General features: G+C 69.2%; 28 protein-coding genes. 26 read left to right on the top strand and 2 right to left on the bottom strand.

The genetic code is table 11. The annotated features are described in order from the left end of the window. Nucleotides 1–268 precede the first annotated feature (268 nt). From ACIA8R_RS29825 to ACIA8R_RS29885, 13 genes are all read left to right on the top strand, one after another. Nucleotides 269–646: a hypothetical protein gene (locus tag ACIA8R_RS29825; RefSeq protein ID WP_397041447.1), complete on the top strand. Its 378-nt coding sequence runs from the start codon at nt 269–271 to the stop codon at nt 644–646. A gap of 88 nt (nt 647–734) precedes the next feature. Then, entirely contained in the window at nt 735–1,223 is a 489-nt protein-coding gene (locus ACIA8R_RS29830) for a hypothetical protein (RefSeq protein WP_397041448.1), read from the top strand. After that, nucleotides 1,216–1,641, top strand: coding sequence for a hypothetical protein (locus tag ACIA8R_RS29835; RefSeq protein WP_397041449.1), 426 nt, complete (start codon nt 1,216–1,218; stop codon nt 1,639–1,641). The genes ACIA8R_RS29830 and ACIA8R_RS29835 overlap by 8 nt, the downstream gene beginning before the upstream one ends. Beyond that, nucleotides 1,634–2,005 (top strand): hypothetical protein, encoded by a 372-nt coding sequence (locus ACIA8R_RS29840; protein WP_397041450.1) that lies wholly within the window; start codon nt 1,634–1,636, stop codon nt 2,003–2,005. Before ACIA8R_RS29835 ends, ACIA8R_RS29840 begins: the two co-directional genes overlap by 8 nt. Then, complete coding sequence (locus ACIA8R_RS29845) at nt 2,002–2,556, top strand: hypothetical protein (protein ID WP_397041451.1); 555 nt, start codon at nt 2,002–2,004, stop codon at nt 2,554–2,556. Before ACIA8R_RS29840 ends, ACIA8R_RS29845 begins: the two co-directional genes overlap by 4 nt. 23 nt (nt 2,557–2,579) lie before the next feature. Next, nucleotides 2,580–3,710 carry a hypothetical protein gene (locus tag ACIA8R_RS29850; protein ID WP_397041452.1) on the top strand — a complete coding sequence of 377 codons (1,131 nt, stop codon included), beginning with the start codon at nt 2,580–2,582 and terminating at the stop codon, nt 3,708–3,710. Continuing rightward, nucleotides 3,707–4,129 (top strand): hypothetical protein, encoded by a 423-nt coding sequence (locus ACIA8R_RS29855; RefSeq protein ID WP_397041453.1) that lies wholly within the window; start codon nt 3,707–3,709, stop codon nt 4,127–4,129. Before ACIA8R_RS29850 ends, ACIA8R_RS29855 begins: the two co-directional genes overlap by 4 nt. A gap of 609 nt (nt 4,130–4,738) precedes the next feature. Next, complete coding sequence (locus tag ACIA8R_RS29860; RefSeq protein ID WP_397041454.1) at nt 4,739–4,927, top strand: hypothetical protein; 189 nt, start codon at nt 4,739–4,741, stop codon at nt 4,925–4,927. A gap of 830 nt (nt 4,928–5,757) precedes the next feature. Further along, a complete protein-coding gene (locus tag ACIA8R_RS29865; protein WP_397041455.1) occupies nt 5,758–5,982 on the top strand; it encodes a hypothetical protein in 225 nt (74 codons plus the stop codon). Then, nucleotides 5,979–6,260, top strand: coding sequence for a hypothetical protein (locus ACIA8R_RS29870; RefSeq protein WP_397041456.1), 282 nt, complete (start codon nt 5,979–5,981; stop codon nt 6,258–6,260). The genes ACIA8R_RS29865 and ACIA8R_RS29870 overlap by 4 nt, the downstream gene beginning before the upstream one ends. A gap of 47 nt (nt 6,261–6,307) precedes the next feature. After that, nucleotides 6,308–6,445, top strand: a complete 138-nt coding sequence (locus tag ACIA8R_RS29875) for a hypothetical protein (protein ID WP_397041457.1) — start codon at nt 6,308–6,310, stop codon at nt 6,443–6,445. Next, nucleotides 6,442–6,636 carry a hypothetical protein gene (locus ACIA8R_RS29880; RefSeq protein ID WP_397041458.1) on the top strand — a complete coding sequence of 65 codons (195 nt, stop codon included), beginning with the start codon at nt 6,442–6,444 and terminating at the stop codon, nt 6,634–6,636. Before ACIA8R_RS29875 ends, ACIA8R_RS29880 begins: the two co-directional genes overlap by 4 nt. Beyond that, nucleotides 6,633–6,923, top strand: coding sequence for a hypothetical protein (locus ACIA8R_RS29885; RefSeq protein ID WP_397041459.1), 291 nt, complete (start codon nt 6,633–6,635; stop codon nt 6,921–6,923). The genes ACIA8R_RS29880 and ACIA8R_RS29885 overlap by 4 nt, the downstream gene beginning before the upstream one ends. A gap of 543 nt (nt 6,924–7,466) precedes the next feature. Here the strand turns inward: ACIA8R_RS29885 and ACIA8R_RS29890 are convergent. After that, nucleotides 7,467–7,904 (bottom strand): hypothetical protein, encoded by a 438-nt coding sequence (locus ACIA8R_RS29890; RefSeq protein ID WP_397041460.1) that lies wholly within the window; start codon nt 7,902–7,904, stop codon nt 7,467–7,469. 61 nt (nt 7,905–7,965) lie between these two features. Between ACIA8R_RS29890 and ACIA8R_RS29895 the strand changes: the two genes are divergently transcribed. The 5 genes from ACIA8R_RS29895 to ACIA8R_RS29915 all read left to right on the top strand — a co-directional run bounded on the left by ACIA8R_RS29895 (nt 7,966) and on the right by ACIA8R_RS29915 (nt 10,142). Next, on the top strand, nt 7,966–8,256 hold the full coding sequence (locus ACIA8R_RS29895; RefSeq protein ID WP_397041461.1) for a hypothetical protein: 291 nt from the start codon (nt 7,966–7,968) through the stop codon (nt 8,254–8,256). A gap of 55 nt (nt 8,257–8,311) precedes the next feature. After that, entirely contained in the window at nt 8,312–8,869 is a 558-nt protein-coding gene (locus tag ACIA8R_RS29900; RefSeq protein ID WP_397041462.1) for a hypothetical protein, read from the top strand. A 61-nt stretch (nt 8,870–8,930) separates the two neighbouring features. Beyond that, nucleotides 8,931–9,335, top strand: coding sequence for a hypothetical protein (locus ACIA8R_RS29905; protein ID WP_397041463.1), 405 nt, complete (start codon nt 8,931–8,933; stop codon nt 9,333–9,335). Between the two features lie 60 nt (nt 9,336–9,395). Further along, the gene (locus ACIA8R_RS29910) at nt 9,396–9,734 is read left to right on the top strand and encodes a hypothetical protein (protein ID WP_397041464.1); all 339 of its coding nucleotides are present in this window, start codon (nt 9,396–9,398) and stop codon (nt 9,732–9,734) included. 54 nt (nt 9,735–9,788) lie between these two features. Beyond that, nucleotides 9,789–10,142: a hypothetical protein gene (locus ACIA8R_RS29915; RefSeq protein ID WP_397041465.1), complete on the top strand. Its 354-nt coding sequence runs from the start codon at nt 9,789–9,791 to the stop codon at nt 10,140–10,142. A gap of 116 nt (nt 10,143–10,258) precedes the next feature. Here the strand turns inward: ACIA8R_RS29915 and ACIA8R_RS29920 are convergent, their stop codons facing one another. Beyond that, nucleotides 10,259–10,618 carry a hypothetical protein gene (locus tag ACIA8R_RS29920; RefSeq protein ID WP_397041466.1) on the bottom strand — a complete coding sequence of 120 codons (360 nt, stop codon included), beginning with the start codon at nt 10,616–10,618 and terminating at the stop codon, nt 10,259–10,261. Nucleotides 10,619–10,764: 146 nt separating this feature from the next. Here ACIA8R_RS29920 and ACIA8R_RS29925 point away from each other — a divergent pair, with 146 nt between their 5' ends. The 8 genes from ACIA8R_RS29925 (at nt 10,765) to ACIA8R_RS29960 (ending at nt 15,142) form a co-directional block, all read left to right on the top strand. Next, nucleotides 10,765–10,995 (top strand): helix-turn-helix domain-containing protein, encoded by a 231-nt coding sequence (locus ACIA8R_RS29925; protein ID WP_397041467.1) that lies wholly within the window; start codon nt 10,765–10,767, stop codon nt 10,993–10,995. A 138-nt stretch (nt 10,996–11,133) separates the two neighbouring features. Then, on the top strand, nt 11,134–11,403 hold the full coding sequence (locus ACIA8R_RS29930; protein WP_397041468.1) for a hypothetical protein: 270 nt from the start codon (nt 11,134–11,136) through the stop codon (nt 11,401–11,403). Continuing rightward, nucleotides 11,403–11,807, top strand: coding sequence for a hypothetical protein (locus tag ACIA8R_RS29935; protein ID WP_397041469.1), 405 nt, complete (start codon nt 11,403–11,405; stop codon nt 11,805–11,807). Before ACIA8R_RS29930 ends, ACIA8R_RS29935 begins: the two co-directional genes overlap by 1 nt. Then, nucleotides 11,807–12,490: a hypothetical protein gene (locus ACIA8R_RS29940; RefSeq protein WP_397041470.1), complete on the top strand. Its 684-nt coding sequence runs from the start codon at nt 11,807–11,809 to the stop codon at nt 12,488–12,490. Before ACIA8R_RS29935 ends, ACIA8R_RS29940 begins: the two co-directional genes overlap by 1 nt. Then, nucleotides 12,490–13,113 carry a hypothetical protein gene (locus ACIA8R_RS29945; protein ID WP_397041471.1) on the top strand — a complete coding sequence of 208 codons (624 nt, stop codon included), beginning with the start codon at nt 12,490–12,492 and terminating at the stop codon, nt 13,111–13,113. The genes ACIA8R_RS29940 and ACIA8R_RS29945 overlap by 1 nt, the downstream gene beginning before the upstream one ends. Further along, complete coding sequence (locus ACIA8R_RS29950) at nt 13,110–13,538, top strand: hypothetical protein (RefSeq protein WP_397041472.1); 429 nt, start codon at nt 13,110–13,112, stop codon at nt 13,536–13,538. The genes ACIA8R_RS29945 and ACIA8R_RS29950 overlap by 4 nt, the downstream gene beginning before the upstream one ends. Then, complete coding sequence (locus ACIA8R_RS29955; protein WP_397041473.1) at nt 13,535–14,500, top strand: tyrosine-type recombinase/integrase; 966 nt, start codon at nt 13,535–13,537, stop codon at nt 14,498–14,500. Before ACIA8R_RS29950 ends, ACIA8R_RS29955 begins: the two co-directional genes overlap by 4 nt. A 96-nt stretch (nt 14,501–14,596) precedes the next feature. Continuing rightward, nucleotides 14,597–15,142: a hypothetical protein gene (locus tag ACIA8R_RS29960; RefSeq protein WP_397041474.1), complete on the top strand. Its 546-nt coding sequence runs from the start codon at nt 14,597–14,599 to the stop codon at nt 15,140–15,142. Nucleotides 15,143–15,308 lie beyond the last annotated feature (166 nt).

The raw sequence follows: 15,308 nt of genomic DNA on the forward strand, positions 1-15,308 counted from the left end.
GCCCACCCGTCTCTACACCTTCGGCAGACGGTGCGCCGACCACGCGCCTCCGCCGCCCCCGCCCGGGTACTGCGCGCCGCTGCGCTGCTACTGCCCGCCCGACCAGCAAGGAGAAATCTCATGTTCGACCCCGACGACCGGCCCCCGAGACTCAAGCCCGGACAGCGGCGCCGCAAGCGCCCCCGCCTCCAGCTCCCTCGCACTGCCGTCACCGACGAGTACGGCAACGCCCTCTGCGTTATCGAGGGATGGGGTGTTGGAGCCGACGATGTTGCTGCCGCCCGCGCCCTCCACCGGCACGGCCTGCCCGGGGGGATCGACCCTCGCACCAACCCGGCATGAGCTGTCCCGATGCGACGAGTGTGAGCAGCCGGTCCTGTGGACCATCACCGAGGCCGGGCGGCCGTTCGCCGTGGATCCGAAACCGAACCCCGACGGCAACACCGTAGCCATCCGGGACGGGCTCGGCGTGTGGCGGTCTCGCCGCCCGTCCCGGGACCGGCCGAAGGCGCTGTTCGAGCAGGTCTTCTATCCGCACGTCGCGTCGTGCACGAAGGGCGTGCACATCGTCCTGCCGGACAACGTGACCCGGCTGGACGACGCGCGCCGCAGACGGCGCGGCCTTCCACCGCGACCCCGTTCGTGAGGGCCCGGCACCCGACGAGGTGCCGGGCCCTCGTTCGACCCACCCCACACGCCAGCCCTTCACCGCTGGCCAACATGAAAGGCGCACCGTGATCAGAACCGTGGCGGTCGACTTCGACAGAGTCGTGCACCGCTACAGCCGCGGCTGGGCAGACGGCACCATCTACGACCCGCCGATGGACGGCGCGCTCGATGGGCTGCGTACGCTGATGGAGCACTACAGCGTGTTCATCCACACCAGCCGGACTCCGGCCGACGTCGCCGACTGGCTCGCCGCGCACGAACTGCTGGTGGCCACCGACCCGTCGGACGACCTGCGCTTCTGGGTGGAGCGCGGCGTGCTGCTGGTGACCAACCGCAAGCTGCCCGCGTCCGTCTACCTCGACGACCGGGCCGTGCGGTTCACGAGCTGGCCCCAGGCGTTGCATGACCTGTTGCCCGACCAGGACCGCGACGCACGCCGCCGCACGATCCGGCGCGCGCTGACGGCCGCGTGGCCCGACCTCGCCGGCGATCCCACCCACGTCGACCAGCTCGCCGAAGTCGCCTTGACCGCCCTGGAGCACGGCGATGGCTGACCGTATCCGTCCCGAGGACGAAGGATTCGTCCTGTATGAGCAGACCCCGCGGCGTAGAACGTACGTGCGTCGCTGGCGTGAGGGCGACCTGGAGGCATGCGCCGAGGCGACCAAGGTCCGCAATACCCCGTGTGAACCGCCGGTGGCGACGGTGCTCACGATCATGAAGATCACGCGCAGCTACCCCACGACTTCGCGCCACGCCTCCTGTCCACTTCATCTGCCCTGGTCGCCTGGGACGGTGTCGATGGGCTTGAGAGCACGCCGGGCGGCAGCGGAACGGGTGATTGCCGTCCACGCCGACCTGTTCGAGCAGTTCCGCCGTGAGGAGATGGACAGCCGCGTCGCGTCGCTGACGCGTCAGGTCCTGGCGGAGCTGGACAAGGTTCTGGGTGAGGACGGTGGCGCCGATGTATGAGCACAGGAGACGGGAGCGCGAGAGGCGGGAGCGCCGCCTTGCGACGGCGAAGGTGGCGCTCGGCGCGGTGACGTCGATCGCGGCGCTCGCGGGACTGCTGCATGCCGCCTCGGAAGAGGAGGTCGTCGCCGACTGCGTCATGGTCACTGCCGAGCCGGACGGCACCTACCGCATCATGGACGACAGCTTCTGTGACAGCCATGCCGCGTACGTGCGGTGGGTGTACGGCGGCACGAGCAGCGGCGGGTACGTGCGCGGCGGAACGATCGTCCGGCCGCAGGGCGACATGTCGATCACCTCCAGGTCGGGCCGGGTGATCTCCCGTGGCGGATTCGGCGGTCGCGGCACCGGAGGTGGTGGATGAGCCGCACAGCGGGGCCGATCCTCACCACGGCGCAGCAGCAGGAGCTCGAAGGCATCCTGGAACGCATCCTCGGCGACTACCCCATCAACCCGGACGTGGTGAAGCACGTCATGGCCAACTTCGCCGCCGACGTCGACCGCTGGGCCGACCGGGACGACCCGCTGACGATCGTCTACACCGGATCACGGCTCGCCGACCGGGCCAAGGTCCGCGCCGACCTGTCCGGCCTGTACGACCGGTTCGGCGGGTTCCGCATCTTGATCGGCTACGACCGCGACAAGGACCGGCCGTCCGGCGGAGACCGATACGCGTACGAGTGGGCGGCGGCCGTCCCTGATGTGACGGTCGAGCTCCATCCTGCGCCGTGGCACCTCCCGGAGCTGGCGAGAGCTGCCGGGCCGGCTCGCAACGGCTACATGGTCGGTCTGGTCCAGGGCCGGGGAGGCCGGTACGGCATGCTCGCGCACCTCTTCGACGGTTCGACGGGGTCCGCGGGGGCTGCCGCGTTCGCCCGGCACGTCGGCGTGGCGGTCTGGCGGAGGCCCGCGTGAGCCGCCGCAGCGACATGGAGAAGATGGTCCGCCGCGAGGCCAAGGCGCACGGCTTCGTCGTGGAGAAGGTGGGGCCTGAGTGGAGGGTGACGAACCCGGACACGAAGCGGTCGCAGTCCGTGCCGGACCGCGCGGTCGGCAGCCAGTTGTCCAACGCGCGATCACGGATCCGGCAGCTCGCCACGCGCACCCCGATGCAGGCCGCGGTGGGCGAATCGTCCCAGGGAAGGCGAGCGGGCGACGAGTGGCTAGTGCAGGACCTTGTGGCCGCCGCCTACCGGTCCGGAGTGACCTTCGACGTCGTCAACGGCCGCCTGCGCATCGCCGCTGACCTGGACAACCAGTCGTGGGTGGACGTGCTGCGAAGGCGGGAGACCGAGGTACTGGCCTTCCTGCTCGGCGAGCTCGCCCGCCACCAGCAACCCGGCGGTGACCCTGTACCGCAGCCAGCACCACTACCTGTAACGCCGCAAGGAGCTGATGACCGCATGCCGAAGATCGGCGACGTCGCCCGGGTCGAGGGGCCGTCGCGCAAGGAGGACCTCGCCGTCGATGCCAAGGTCCTGTATGACCTGCTGCGTGAGGAGGCCGCCAAGCAGGGCGACGAGACGGAGGCGAACGCCCGCGTGAAGGGGGTGTTGTGGCGGGGCACGCTCACGTCGGTGATGCGCAGCGTGGGCGCCGACTGGGATCTCGTCTACCAGGAGGAGGTGTCGCGGTACCTGCGCGACACCCAGCACATCCGATGCCAGAGGCGAGGCAACCCGTCGCTGTGGTGGATCCGCGACACCTGGCACGACGGCAATCTGACCGTGACGCGTAAGCCGACGCCCGCCGACGTGCCCGCACGCAGATCCCCCGCGCCGCGTTCTGCGCCGGAGCCGGCACCGCCTGCGGTGGATGAGTACGCGCAGCTCATGAAGCTGCTGGAGGCGGGGCGGACGGCGGCCGCCACGATCGACCGGTTGGAGACCGAGAACGCCGGCCTGCGGCGCGAGGTCGAGGAGAAGAACGCGATGCTCCTGTCGGTGCGGGCGGAGCTGCGCGCCGATGTGGAGGCGTTGCGGGGCGAGAACGGCAGGCTCAGGGGCGAGCTGGCGAAGTTGGAGCCGTTCAAGCAGTTCATCAAGGCAGTGAAGGAGACGAATCTGTGAAGCAGCTCGCGTGGTACTACACGGCGGGGGAGTGGATCGAGGGCGAAGACCTCGTCGCGGCTCAGGCGAGGCCGGGTGAGGAAGAGCGGAAGCTGCTGGTGCGGCTCGGCTATGAGCCGCGAATGGAGATGGGGAGCTGGGAGTCGGCGTATCCGGCGATCGAGGTGTGGTTCCGGCCGGAGAAGGAGCCCCGCTACGTTCTGATCCTGTCCGACGGCGACGGGTACGAGCGGGTGTTCGTGGACCGGCTGCCGGACGTGTGGGATCTGCTGGCCAGGTGGGTGCCGGTGGTGCGCGATGCCGGGATCGTGCGTCTGCTGGACGACCTGACTGATGTCCAGCGCCGCCCGTACGGTGTCGTGGAGATGATCGCCCGGCGGGCGGCGGCCGGGGCTGCCCGGCCGTCGAGCCGTTCGTGAGCTGCGTAGTGGCTAGCGAGAGAGCTAGCACGCAATCTGGCGGTGCATTCGGGTGCGGGGCCCGGCCGGTGCCGGGCCTGGCGTGGACGGAGTGCGGCGGGGGCCGGGCGGCCGTCTACGCGGCGGTGTGCGTTCACGGGCATGTCCGGCAGGGCCGCCTGTGTGAGGCGCATCTGCACCAGGCCCGTGATGGCCTGGTGTTGTGCGTCCCGTGTGTGTGGGAGGGGCACGACTGCCGGTTGGTCGGGGTCGCCGCGGTGGATGTCGCGGGGGAGGCGTAGCGGTGGCGTGCGACGTGCGCACGTGGGGGCCGGACGGTCCTGCGTGCGGGGAGCCGATGATGCGCCGGTTCATCATGACGTGCGCGCACCGGCATCTGGAGGCCGACGAGTACTGCCACCACCACGTGCATGATCTCGCCAGCGGAGGCGCGCTGTGGTGCTCGCCATGCGGCCGGCGCGGTCACCTGTGCCGGTCGTGGCCTATCGCGGAGATCGACCAGGCGGGGAACCGGCGCGAACTGCCGGGGGCTCGATGACGGGCCCGTCGGAGGCCGGCTGCCGAGCTCGGCGTAGCCCTCATGGGGAAGCGTGCGGCGGCGAGGTGGTGGTGCGCCTGGTCGTCGGATGCATCCATGAGCATGTGCTGCTTGCCGCCGCGTGCCAGTACCACGTCCAGGACGTGGCCGAGCGGCGGGGCGCGTGCGTGCGGTGCTTCGACGTCGACGGGCATCGCTGCGTCGTGGCCGCGCTGGGTGAGCTGGGTGAGGACGGGAAGTTGGTGGTTCTGCGTGGATAGGCGCGGGTCGTACCGTGATCAGCATCATGCCCTTCCCTCAGGGCGCGGTTCGAGCGTGTCGAGGGGAGCGGGGTGGCTGGCAAGCCGATCTACTGGACATGGATTGCCGTGGTACGGCGAGCCGAGTTGGGGTTCGGTGAGGGGAAGAAGCGGATCAACTCGGCAACCGTGCAGCATGTTGCGCTGGTCGCCGCCACGTACGGCAATCCGGACGGAACGAGGGTTCGGCCGTCGGCAGAGAGGCTGGCCCGGGTGACGCGGTTGAGTGAGCGGACGGTGCGGCTGAGCTTGGGGCGGTTACGCGATGTTGGGCTGCTCGTGCGGGTAGTTCAGGGGTCGTCGCAGGGTCGTCGCGCGTTGGCGGACGAGTACCGGCTCGCGATCCCTGACGACCTGTTGGAGCGGGTATCGATGCTCGACCCAGGTGAGCGAGATCTGACCGTCCCGGAGGGGGTGGAGCCGCCACCGCCGAAGCGGACCAGGCGGCCGCGATCACCGGATGCTGCCCCCGGTGATGGGCCTGTGGATAACCCTTGATCAGGTGATGCAGCATCCGGTGTTCCGGGGCGTACCGGCGAGTAATCACCGGATGCTGCTACCGGATCACCGGATGCTGCTACCAAGAACACCGGATGCAGCATCCGCCCACCTACCAAGCACCTCCCCACTACCTACCAATGACGCGCATGACCCTCCGTACGGCGCTGAGGTGGAAGGAGGAGAATCGAGCCCGCCACCACCAAGATCAACACGTGGACGATTCCCCTCCAAGAGGCCGAACCACCACCACTCCATAAGAGCTAGCGAAACCGCCAGCAGAAAGGACCCGCATGGCCGCCGACCCTGACATCGAAGCCACCTGGAAAACCATGCGCGCCGCAGTCCGCGCCATCCTCCAACCCCACATCCAAGCCGCTCTCCTCGAAGACGACGTCACCGCCATCGCCGACTGGCTCAACGCCAACGGCTGGAAGCCCCCACTCCGCAAACTCGACCCAATCATCGCCGCCGGCCGCGCCGCCCGCGACCACGCCGCCCGCAAGGAGCCGCAGTGACCCACAACTTGCGCGAACTCCACGCCCAGATGCGGGCCCAGCTCGCCCCCATGCTGAGACAACTCAGCGCCGCAGCCGAACAGCTCGGCGCCGCGTTCCAAAAACTCGGCCCCGCCCTCCGCGCAACCCTCCTCATCAACGGCACCTGGCACACCATCAGCCCCCGCCAGCGGCGCGCCCACCTCAAGGACCTGGACCAGCGCGCCCGCGCCCAGCGCAACGCCCGCTGGCCCCGAGCCACCCACACGAAGATCACCTACCACCGGAAACGCCGATGACCCACCACCCCCAACCCCACCGCTGGCGAGGCGTCACCCTCACCAACATGTGGATCGACGAAACCACGCACCTCACCGACACCGACTGGCGCCGCCTCACCCAACACCTCACCCGCGCACTTCGCCGCACCACCTGGCCGACAGCCAGCCGCGTCAAGGCCCTCTACCGAACGAGACGCCGATGACCGCCCGCACCTCCACCGAGATCACATGCAACACCAGCCGATGCATGGCCGCCATCCGCGTCCACGCCGCCGACCCCGAACTCGCCCGCGGCCAAGCAGCCGACGCCGGATGGAGCAGCCAGGACGACCTCGACTACTGCCGCCCCTGCACCAACATCCGTGCCGCCGACACCCCGGAAGGCCCGAAGTGAGCGCCATCCCCACCATCACCCTCATCTGTAACCACCACGACTGCTACACCCACGCCGTCCTCGTCGGCGCAACCGACCCAAGCGACGCAAGGCGCGAAGCCTCCACCCGCGGCTGGACCAGCTACCACCACCAGGCACACGGCCACGAACACGACCACTGCCCCGACCACTCCCAGCCGACCAAGCCCCGCCAGAAGCGCAAGCGGCTCCGCGACCGCATCCGCAACCTCACGCCCCGGCTGTCGATGCCGCCCGTGCCCGCGCTCAGCACCACGACTCGCCGCTGACCGATTTCTCTAACCAATCATCCGATTCTGTAGCAGCTAGCGAGAAAGCTAGCTGACGACTCAACTCGCACACCCCCCCTGTATGCGTCCGTAGAGCACCACAGAGACGCGACAGGGGGGTTTTGCGTGACCACATACCAAAAGGTCGAGAAAGAGCGCTCAGCGACCACTACAGAGCTGCACCGGAACGCGAAGATCAACAACAAACCGAACACCGACGTACGACATACGACAACGCCAGGCCACAACATCCGGCGGACTGATTATCGGTGCTGCTGACGATTTGGTAGCAGACTTTTAGCGTCGCTAATCGATGCTGCAATGAGGGGTGAGTAGGGATCGGTGCGGGGGTGAGGCGATGGGATCAGGAAGGGTGCGGGGTGCGCTCTTGAGAGTGCTCCGAGACGCGTCCACCGGACCTCTGTGAGCACGGGAGCGTTACAGCTTCAGAGCGCGTTACAGATCACTTAATGCACTCTGACCTGGGATTTCATTGCTGTTATCTCACTGTTACAAACTTAGTCGTAACGACTCTGCACTGACTCACGAAGTACTCGACGTGAGCAACCAACCAACTCGCACCGTCGCAGCAGCAGCGGGGGCCATCGTCCCCGCCGCGCTGCTGCTCTGTGCGCTCACAGCGCCCGCTAAGGGCAGTCCAGTCACCCCCGACCCCACCCCCACGGGCGCGGTCACGACCATCACGCAGGAGGTCACCACCACAGCAACCGCAACGACCACAGCCACCGTGACGACTACGGCCAGCCCGGAGCGCACGCCCACGACTACGGCCACCGTCACCACGACGGCCACCACGACGGCCACGACTACGGCCACGACTACGGCCACGGTCACGGCGAGCGCATCGGCAGCGCCTACGGTCACGCTCACAGTCGCGCCCACGGCCACGGTCACCGCACCGCCGACCCCATCGGCGGCAGCGCTACCCACCCCGACCGTGCCCGTAAGCGCGTCAAGCACGCGCCGCAAGCCTGCCGAACCGCCGGTACAGATGCCGTCAGTCGCAGGAGACGACCCCGGCATGGCGTCCGCGTTCAATGCGCTAGCGAGCCAGCTAGCAGCACAGAGCGCGGCCACCACCAGCATGCCCACAGGCATGGCAGTGGGAGGGGGCGGCGCGGGAGTGCTCGCCCTGGCCGTCATCGGCGCGTTGATCTACGCGGTTCGGCGCAACCGGAAGGCGCGTAAGCAGCGTCAGCCGGTTGCCCCGTCCACGGAGCGCACCCCGGAGCGCGCCCCCGAGCGCGTCCCCGTCGAGTCGTCGCAGACCAGCGACGACACGACCGTTATCGATCAGCCCGAAACCAAGTAACCAACAGGGCCGCCCGCAACGGGCGGGCGGCCCGCCAACCACAGGAAGAATGATCATGGAATTCAAGCTCAGCCCCACCGCGATCCTGGACAAGATCCTCGCCGAGATCGACGCCGACCCTCGACAGAAGGGCAGCGGCGGCACGTGGGACCGCGACGTCCGTAAGGCGGGTCTGCCCGTCATCGCGTCGCACGTCATCGCGCAGACCTTCAAGCTCGGCAAAGGGCAGCTCGACTACGCCGACGACATGATCGCCTGCCCCGACGACATGGAAGCGGACGTGATCGACCGCCGCGACGGAGACAAGCCGAAGGTGTTCCGATCCACGATCGGCATGCTCGCCCTAGGCGGACTCAAGGCCGATGACCCGCTGGCCGCCGCCCCCGCGCCGACGTCGGACAAGCTCAAGGAGATGCGCGCGGAGATCGCCCGCGCCGAAGAGGTCATGAACCTCCGCGCCCAGGTCGCCCGCCTGGAGAACATCAACGCCACCCAGCAGGAGGAGATCCTTCGGCTCACGGAGGAGCTCAGTGCCGCTCAGACCGCGCTCAACAACCCGAAGCCCGCCCCCAAGGCACCCACCAAGTCCGCTAGCGGAAACGCTGGCAAGTAACCGTCACCGTCGCGCCCCCGCCTACCCACGGGGGCGCGACCCCTCCCGAACGGAGATCACCATGCCAACACCCGACGGCGTCATGCAGCAGGTAGCCGACGCTGCACACACCCTTAACCGCATACTCCACAGCTCACGCATCGAACCCTTCCCCGTGCGCACCCTCACCGGAGCCATAGAGGTGGACGGCCGTGCCCGCCACCGCATCAGCTCCGCCATCCTCGCCATGCCTGACGGAATGGCACGCACGCTCGCCGTAAGCGCGTGGGCCGTCTTCGCCGAAGTCCTCTACGAGTCCGGACGCGGCGAGCACACACGCCCCGATGTCCTCCGCGTGTACCTGACCGCCCTCACCGATCACGCGCACATGATCGAAGGCGCAACCGCCGTGGCGGTCGTCGAAACCGCCATGCGCCAGGGACTCGCCCAGGCTGCCACCCCGCGCGGCCACCACCACCGCCCCTAACCCCCGCGCCTGCCCGCTGGCACTTCCCCGCCAGCGGGCACCCTCCCCGAACGGAGCACCATGAGCAGGCTCACCGCCCGCCAAGTCGCCGACCGCGCGATCGCCGCCTACCTGGGTACGCTCACCGCCGTCGGCATCACCCCGCCGAACGTGCGCGCCGCCCAGTACGCCGGGAACATCCGGCTTCTCCGCATCGGCGAGCAGGCGGCGAACAACGCCGCGTACCGGCTCGCCGACGGCAACGCCCGCACCGCCGCTGTCACCGCCGTGGCGGTGTGGGGCGAGTTCGTCCACCTGTGGGAGCACAACGCCAGCCTCCGGGACCTTCACACGCTCGCCGAAGCGCTGGCCGACGTGAACGACCGCGCCGCCTGGACCACCGCCGCCGCAACGGCCTAACCCCCGTGCCGCGTGGCCTACCCCGCCGCGCGGCACCTACCGAACGGAGCAACCATGAACGCCAGCCCTGACCGCCATGACATGATCACCGACGCGCAAGACGCCCTGGTCGCGATCCTCCGCCACGACGACGTGCCGACCGATCTCGTCGGCGCGCCGCCCGCCGCGTGGTACGAGCACAGCCGCTCTGTCCTCCTGACCGCGCTCGCCATCCCCGACGCGCACGCCCGCGACGTGGCCGTGGCGGCGCTGGCCGTGTTCGGCGAGTTCATCGGCATGTGCGAGGACCACGAGACGCCACCATCGGAGATCGCCGGGATTGTCGGCACGCTGGCTCGCTTCGCTGTCCGCCGCGAGGGAATCGCGCAACAGCGCGCCGTCCAACGCGTGAAGCGCTACGCCGACTAGCTGTGCCAACCGGAAGCCGCGCGGTCATTGGCCGCGCGGCTTTCGCGTGTCGGCAAGCCCCCCACCCCCCGGCAGCCGGCCTGACGGGCGCCTGGAGTTGGTGTCGGGTTTTTGGTTCATGCTGGTGGTATGTGGGTGGATCTTGTGGGCGCGGCTGCGCGGTGTGGGGTGTCGGTGGGGTCGGTTCGGCGGTGGGTGGGGGAGGGGTGGTTTGTGCCGGATGAGCGTGGGCCGACGACGGGGTTGGATGCGTCGGGCCGGCGGGTGGTGCGTGTTGATCGGCTGTTACAGGTGGAGCGGGTGATGCGGGCGCGGCGGTGCAATCGGGGTGCGCGGCCGGTGGGGAAGAGGGCGCGGTAGGTGCCGATTGTGAGGTGGGTGATGACGAGGGTGATCGCGATGAGGCCGCCGATGGCGATGATGAGCAGCATGAGCTGGTCGATGGTTTCGCGGGTGGCCTGAACAGCGGAGGGCATGCTGGTCCCTTCCAGGTTCTGGAAGGGACGGCGTTGGCCCTTGGTGTTTGGTGCTGTGCCATCCAGTCTGCCACGTTCGGGTGGCGGGCGGGGTGGTTGCGTTGGCCTCGTGTCTTGGGGGACGCTGCGGGGGAGGGGGTGTTGTGGTGGCGGATGTGCGTGGCGAGTTGTCGGTGCAGCAGGCGGCGGACATGTTGAACGTGTCGCGCGAGTATGTGGTCAGGCTGCTGGATGAAGGGGTGATCGCCTCTTCGGTGGTTGATGGAGAGCGGCTGGTGGCGCGTGAGGATCTTCGGGAGTATCAGCGTCGTGATGATGCGGTGAGGCGTGCGGCTGCTGATGAGCTGGGTGAGTTGGGTCGGGAGTTGGGCGCCTGATTGGGCGTGGATGTCGCGGGCGGGAGTGGTTTCCCATGATCACTTATAACCCCTCATAATCCAGGTTATGGGGGTGTAGGGTGGTGATCTCCCCGGACCCCTCCGGGGTCGTCACCTCCCACCCGAAAGCGACTGATCATGAGCACCGCTCGCGATAGCGCCCCACCTGAGCGGCCCTACGCCGCCGCCCCCACCAGCGACTTGGTCGCCCTCGACCGGCTCTTCCGCAACGGGCACTACCCCGCATGGTTCGACCGCAGCGGCACCGCCGAACGCATCGTCACCGAGCTGCTGACTCGCCCGGCCGACGAGGTTGCACGGGCCCGTGCCGAAGTGACCGAGCACATGGACGAGGACCGGCCGTCCCCTGCCATCCGACGGGGCGGCACCATCGGAGGCGGCATCTGATGGGCGCGATCCAGCAGCCGACCCCCGCCATGGGCCCCTACCGCGTCGAGACCCGCAGCCAGTCGTTCTACCTCACCGCTCCGAAGGACCGGCTGACGAACACCGCGACAACGTGGAGCATCCCAGCAACGGACGTGCCGAGCGTCCTGGCCGCGCTCGACCAGGTAGTCGGCCCACCTCACCAGGGCTACAGCGCGTGGGTGACGAACGGCCGCCCGGTCACCGGCGTCGTCCCCGAGGTGACCGGCGACTACCCGGCCATGACGGACGGCCACCTCGTCACCATGTCGGGTCCCGCCGCCCTCTACACCAGCACCAACGACACCTCGCCGTACAACTCGATCGAGCTCGGCTACGACGTGGTCGAGCCGCTGCGCGAGGCGCTGCAGGAGGTCACGCGGTGATGAGTCCCGATGACAAGCTGTACGCCGCGGTGCTCCGTCGCGCCCGCACGCGCTGGCCCGAGGCAACGCTGGAAAGCATCGCCGCCGTGCTGCAGACCCGCGGCCCGGAGCTAGCCGCCCTGTACGAGGTCGCCGGCCCGGAACTGGAGCAGCTCGCCAGTGAAAACCCGGTACTGCGCGAAGCCCTCTCCGACATCGCCACCCTGCGGGAACTGGCCACCGAGTCCGGCCCGGACACACGCGAGCTCGTCACCTTCGTGGACTGGAACCTCGCCGACACCTACGCGATCGTGCACCTCGGCGTCGACGATCCCGCACGCGCCGGCGCCTACGCCGTCTACCGCGAGGGTAAGCAGGTCGGCGAGTTCGAGCACGTGCCGTACGCGGAGGCCGACGTTCAGGACCTGGTCCGGCTGGCCATGCGGGCGATAAGGCCGATCCCGCTCCACACCCCACGACAACCCGTCACCGGCCAGGACCTGCCCGAGGTGGCCGTGCTGACCGCGGGGGAAGACGGCGCCCTGGCTTGGGAGACGGTGTGCTGGGCCCCTTCGCGGGAGGCAGCTGACTTCATCGCCCAGGCGTACCTGGCGCGCACCGACATCGAGGTCCATGCCGTGCACGTGTGGCACCGCCGCGTGATCGTCACCGACCTCCGCCCCAACAACGACAAGGACACCTGATGGACACCGGTCTGCCCAACACCTACGCCGAGATCCATCGCCAGGACCTGCTCAAGCAGGTCACCCCCACCGCGGCCGACCATGTGCTGTGGCTTTACCGCGGCTTCGACGCGGCCACCCTGACCGGCAAGGAGCCCGGCAACTTCACCCGCAAGTTGATGCACCTCATCAAAGCCGCTGACCCAGGCAACCGGCGCCGCCTCGGCCTCGGCTTCCCCGACTACGTGGCAGCGATGGACCTGCTCGACCTGCCGCTCGACCAGTACGAGACGAACATCGCCGCGCTGGCCGAGATCGCCCGGCCCGGCAGCGTCGGCGAGCGACACATGAACGAGTTGGAGCACGTCTCCGCGCCCGTCGTCGTGCCGACGCCGGAAGAGTGGCAACCCGGAGACCTCGTGATCGACAATGACGGCCGCCTGTTCGTCCGCGCCACGCCGCAGGGCGAGGAAGCTGGCTGGCCGTGGGGCTATCCCACCGAGCACGCCCGCGCGTACGACGGCGGCCCGGTCGCCCCTGACGGCTCGGTCGAGGAAGGCTACCCCACCCGCCCGCTGACACTGCTCGTCCGGGACGGACGGCCAGCGCCGTCGTTCCAGCACCCCAACGGGACCGGCCGATGAACGAGCTGACGCGAATCACCGCCAAGCAGCACGACATGCTGTACTGGGTCGTCAAGGGCCCGGAGGGCGCCGTACAGGTCGCCTTCGCCCAGCAGCCGCCCACGCAGTGGCAGACGCTGGACGACGGCACGTTCCCGGGCGGCTGGACAGGCCGCGACCTCGGCGTCCACTCGCCCACGTCGTTCCGCTCCGACGAAGCCATGCACGACGACTGCCCGTTTCTCCCCGGCCTGTGCTTCTACGCCGGGTCCAGCGTGCCCGCGTTCGACCTCGTCCGGCAGTGGGCCGCGGCCGGCTACGACGACGAGGTGATCTGGCGGGCGGCCGAGCTGCACTACCGGGCGGTGTTCATCGACGGCATCATCGTCGAGGCGGAGACGGAGGAGATGCTCGCAAGGCTCCTCGACGATCAGGACGGATCATGACCGCCGAGCTGGCAGCGCGCCCGGCCGCGGACCTCGCCTTCCCGCCGGGCCTGCTCGGGTACGTCCAGGACCTGACGAAGGCGTGGCTGCTCAGCTACAACTCCGCGAACACCCGCGCCGCCTACAGGCGCGACATCGAGATGTGGTTCGACTTCCTCACCGAACACGGCCTCGACGTCGCCGAGGTGCGGCGCCCGCACGGCGACGTCTACAAGCGGTGGCTCGACCTCCAAGCTCACAAGCCCCTGCCAGCGAAGACGCTCGCGCGGCGGCTCGCCACCGTGTCGTCCTGGTACCGCTACCTGGTCGAGGAGGAGGCGGCCGACTTCAACCCGTTCGACAGGGTGAAGCGCCCGAAGGTCAACCGGCAGCACTCCGAGACGGTCGGTCTCACCCGCGCCGAAGCCCGCGACGTGCTCCATGCGGCCGACAACGACCACGGCCGGGAACGCCTGCGCACCGCGGCGCTGATCCGGCTGCTCCTGCAGACCGGCATCCGGGAGACCGAGGCCCTGGCCGCCCAGATCGACGACCTCGGGTACGAGCGCGGCCACCGCACTTTGCGCATCGTCGGCAAGGGCGACAAGCCGAAGACGCGCAAGGTCCCGCCGGCGGCGGCGCACGCGATCGACGTGTACCTGGCCGACCGCGCCGAGCGGGCCGGGGTGGCGGTGGCGGAGCTGACCGGCCCGCTGTTCGCGTCCGCCACAGGCCGGCGCCTCGACCGCAAGGACGTGTACGAGCTGGTCCGGCGTGTCGGCCGTCAGGCCGGGATTGAGGGGCTGCACCCGCACAAGCTGCGGCACACGTTCGCGACGCTCGCCGAGGAGGCGGGCGTCAGCGTGAAGAAGATCCAGGAGGCGCTGGACCACGCCCAGTCCTCAACCACGGACATCTACCTGACGGCCGCCCGGCGACTGGAGGACGACCCGTCCGACTTGGTTGCCGCCTCGATCGAATGAGGACGACGGGCGGCACGATGGGGCCCGGATTGGCGTAGCTTGTCCCGGACGTCAGTGGCCGGGACAAGCCCTGCCCGCGCGTGAATGGAGGCGCCGGTGAGCCGTCTGTACTGGCACACCCCGACCCGGACCGCCGAGCTCCTGGGGGCGGAGTACGCGTGGCTGCACAACCTGGCCGGAGGGTCTGCCGAAGCGGCGTGGGCGTTGGACCGGACCGGCTCGCTGGACCGGGTAGAGCTGATCCTCGGCTGGGTGAGAGCGGCCGACGGGGACGGGATCGCCGATCTGCGCAAGCTGCTGGCCGAGGCTAAGGCGCACCCGGACGACGCCGCCCTGCGGCAGCGTCTGGTGCAGACGCTACAGGTCAGGATGCGCCTGTCCGGGCTGGAACTGGAGGTGGCCGGGGTCCGGTTAAACACCGGCAACGTGGACCTGAACACGGTGCTGGCCGTCGGCAGCGACCCGATGCGGCTCGCGACGAAGATCGCCGGATGGGGTTCGCAGCACGCCTTCATCGAGGGCCCGGACCGGGCATGGGCGGCTGACCTCATCGACCAGGGCTTGGCGGCCGGGCCGTTCCGGAAGCAGCTCATCTCCCAGGCCGTGCCGCAGGGGCCGAAGCGGACGGTCGAGCTGGGCTGAAAGGACGTGCTGGCCCTGCTGCGGGAGCGCGACGACGAGCCGGTGGTGTTGTCGTACTCGGCGGACGAGTGGTTCCCGAACGCGACGATCGCGGGCTGGGAACCTCCGCTCGACGAGGACGACGAGCCGGTGTGGGACGGCTGGTACGAACTGCCGGCGGCAGAGA

This window comes from Nonomuraea sp. NPDC051191, assembly GCF_044455665.1.
Classification (GTDB): Bacteria; Actinomycetota; Actinomycetes; order Streptosporangiales; family Streptosporangiaceae; genus Nonomuraea.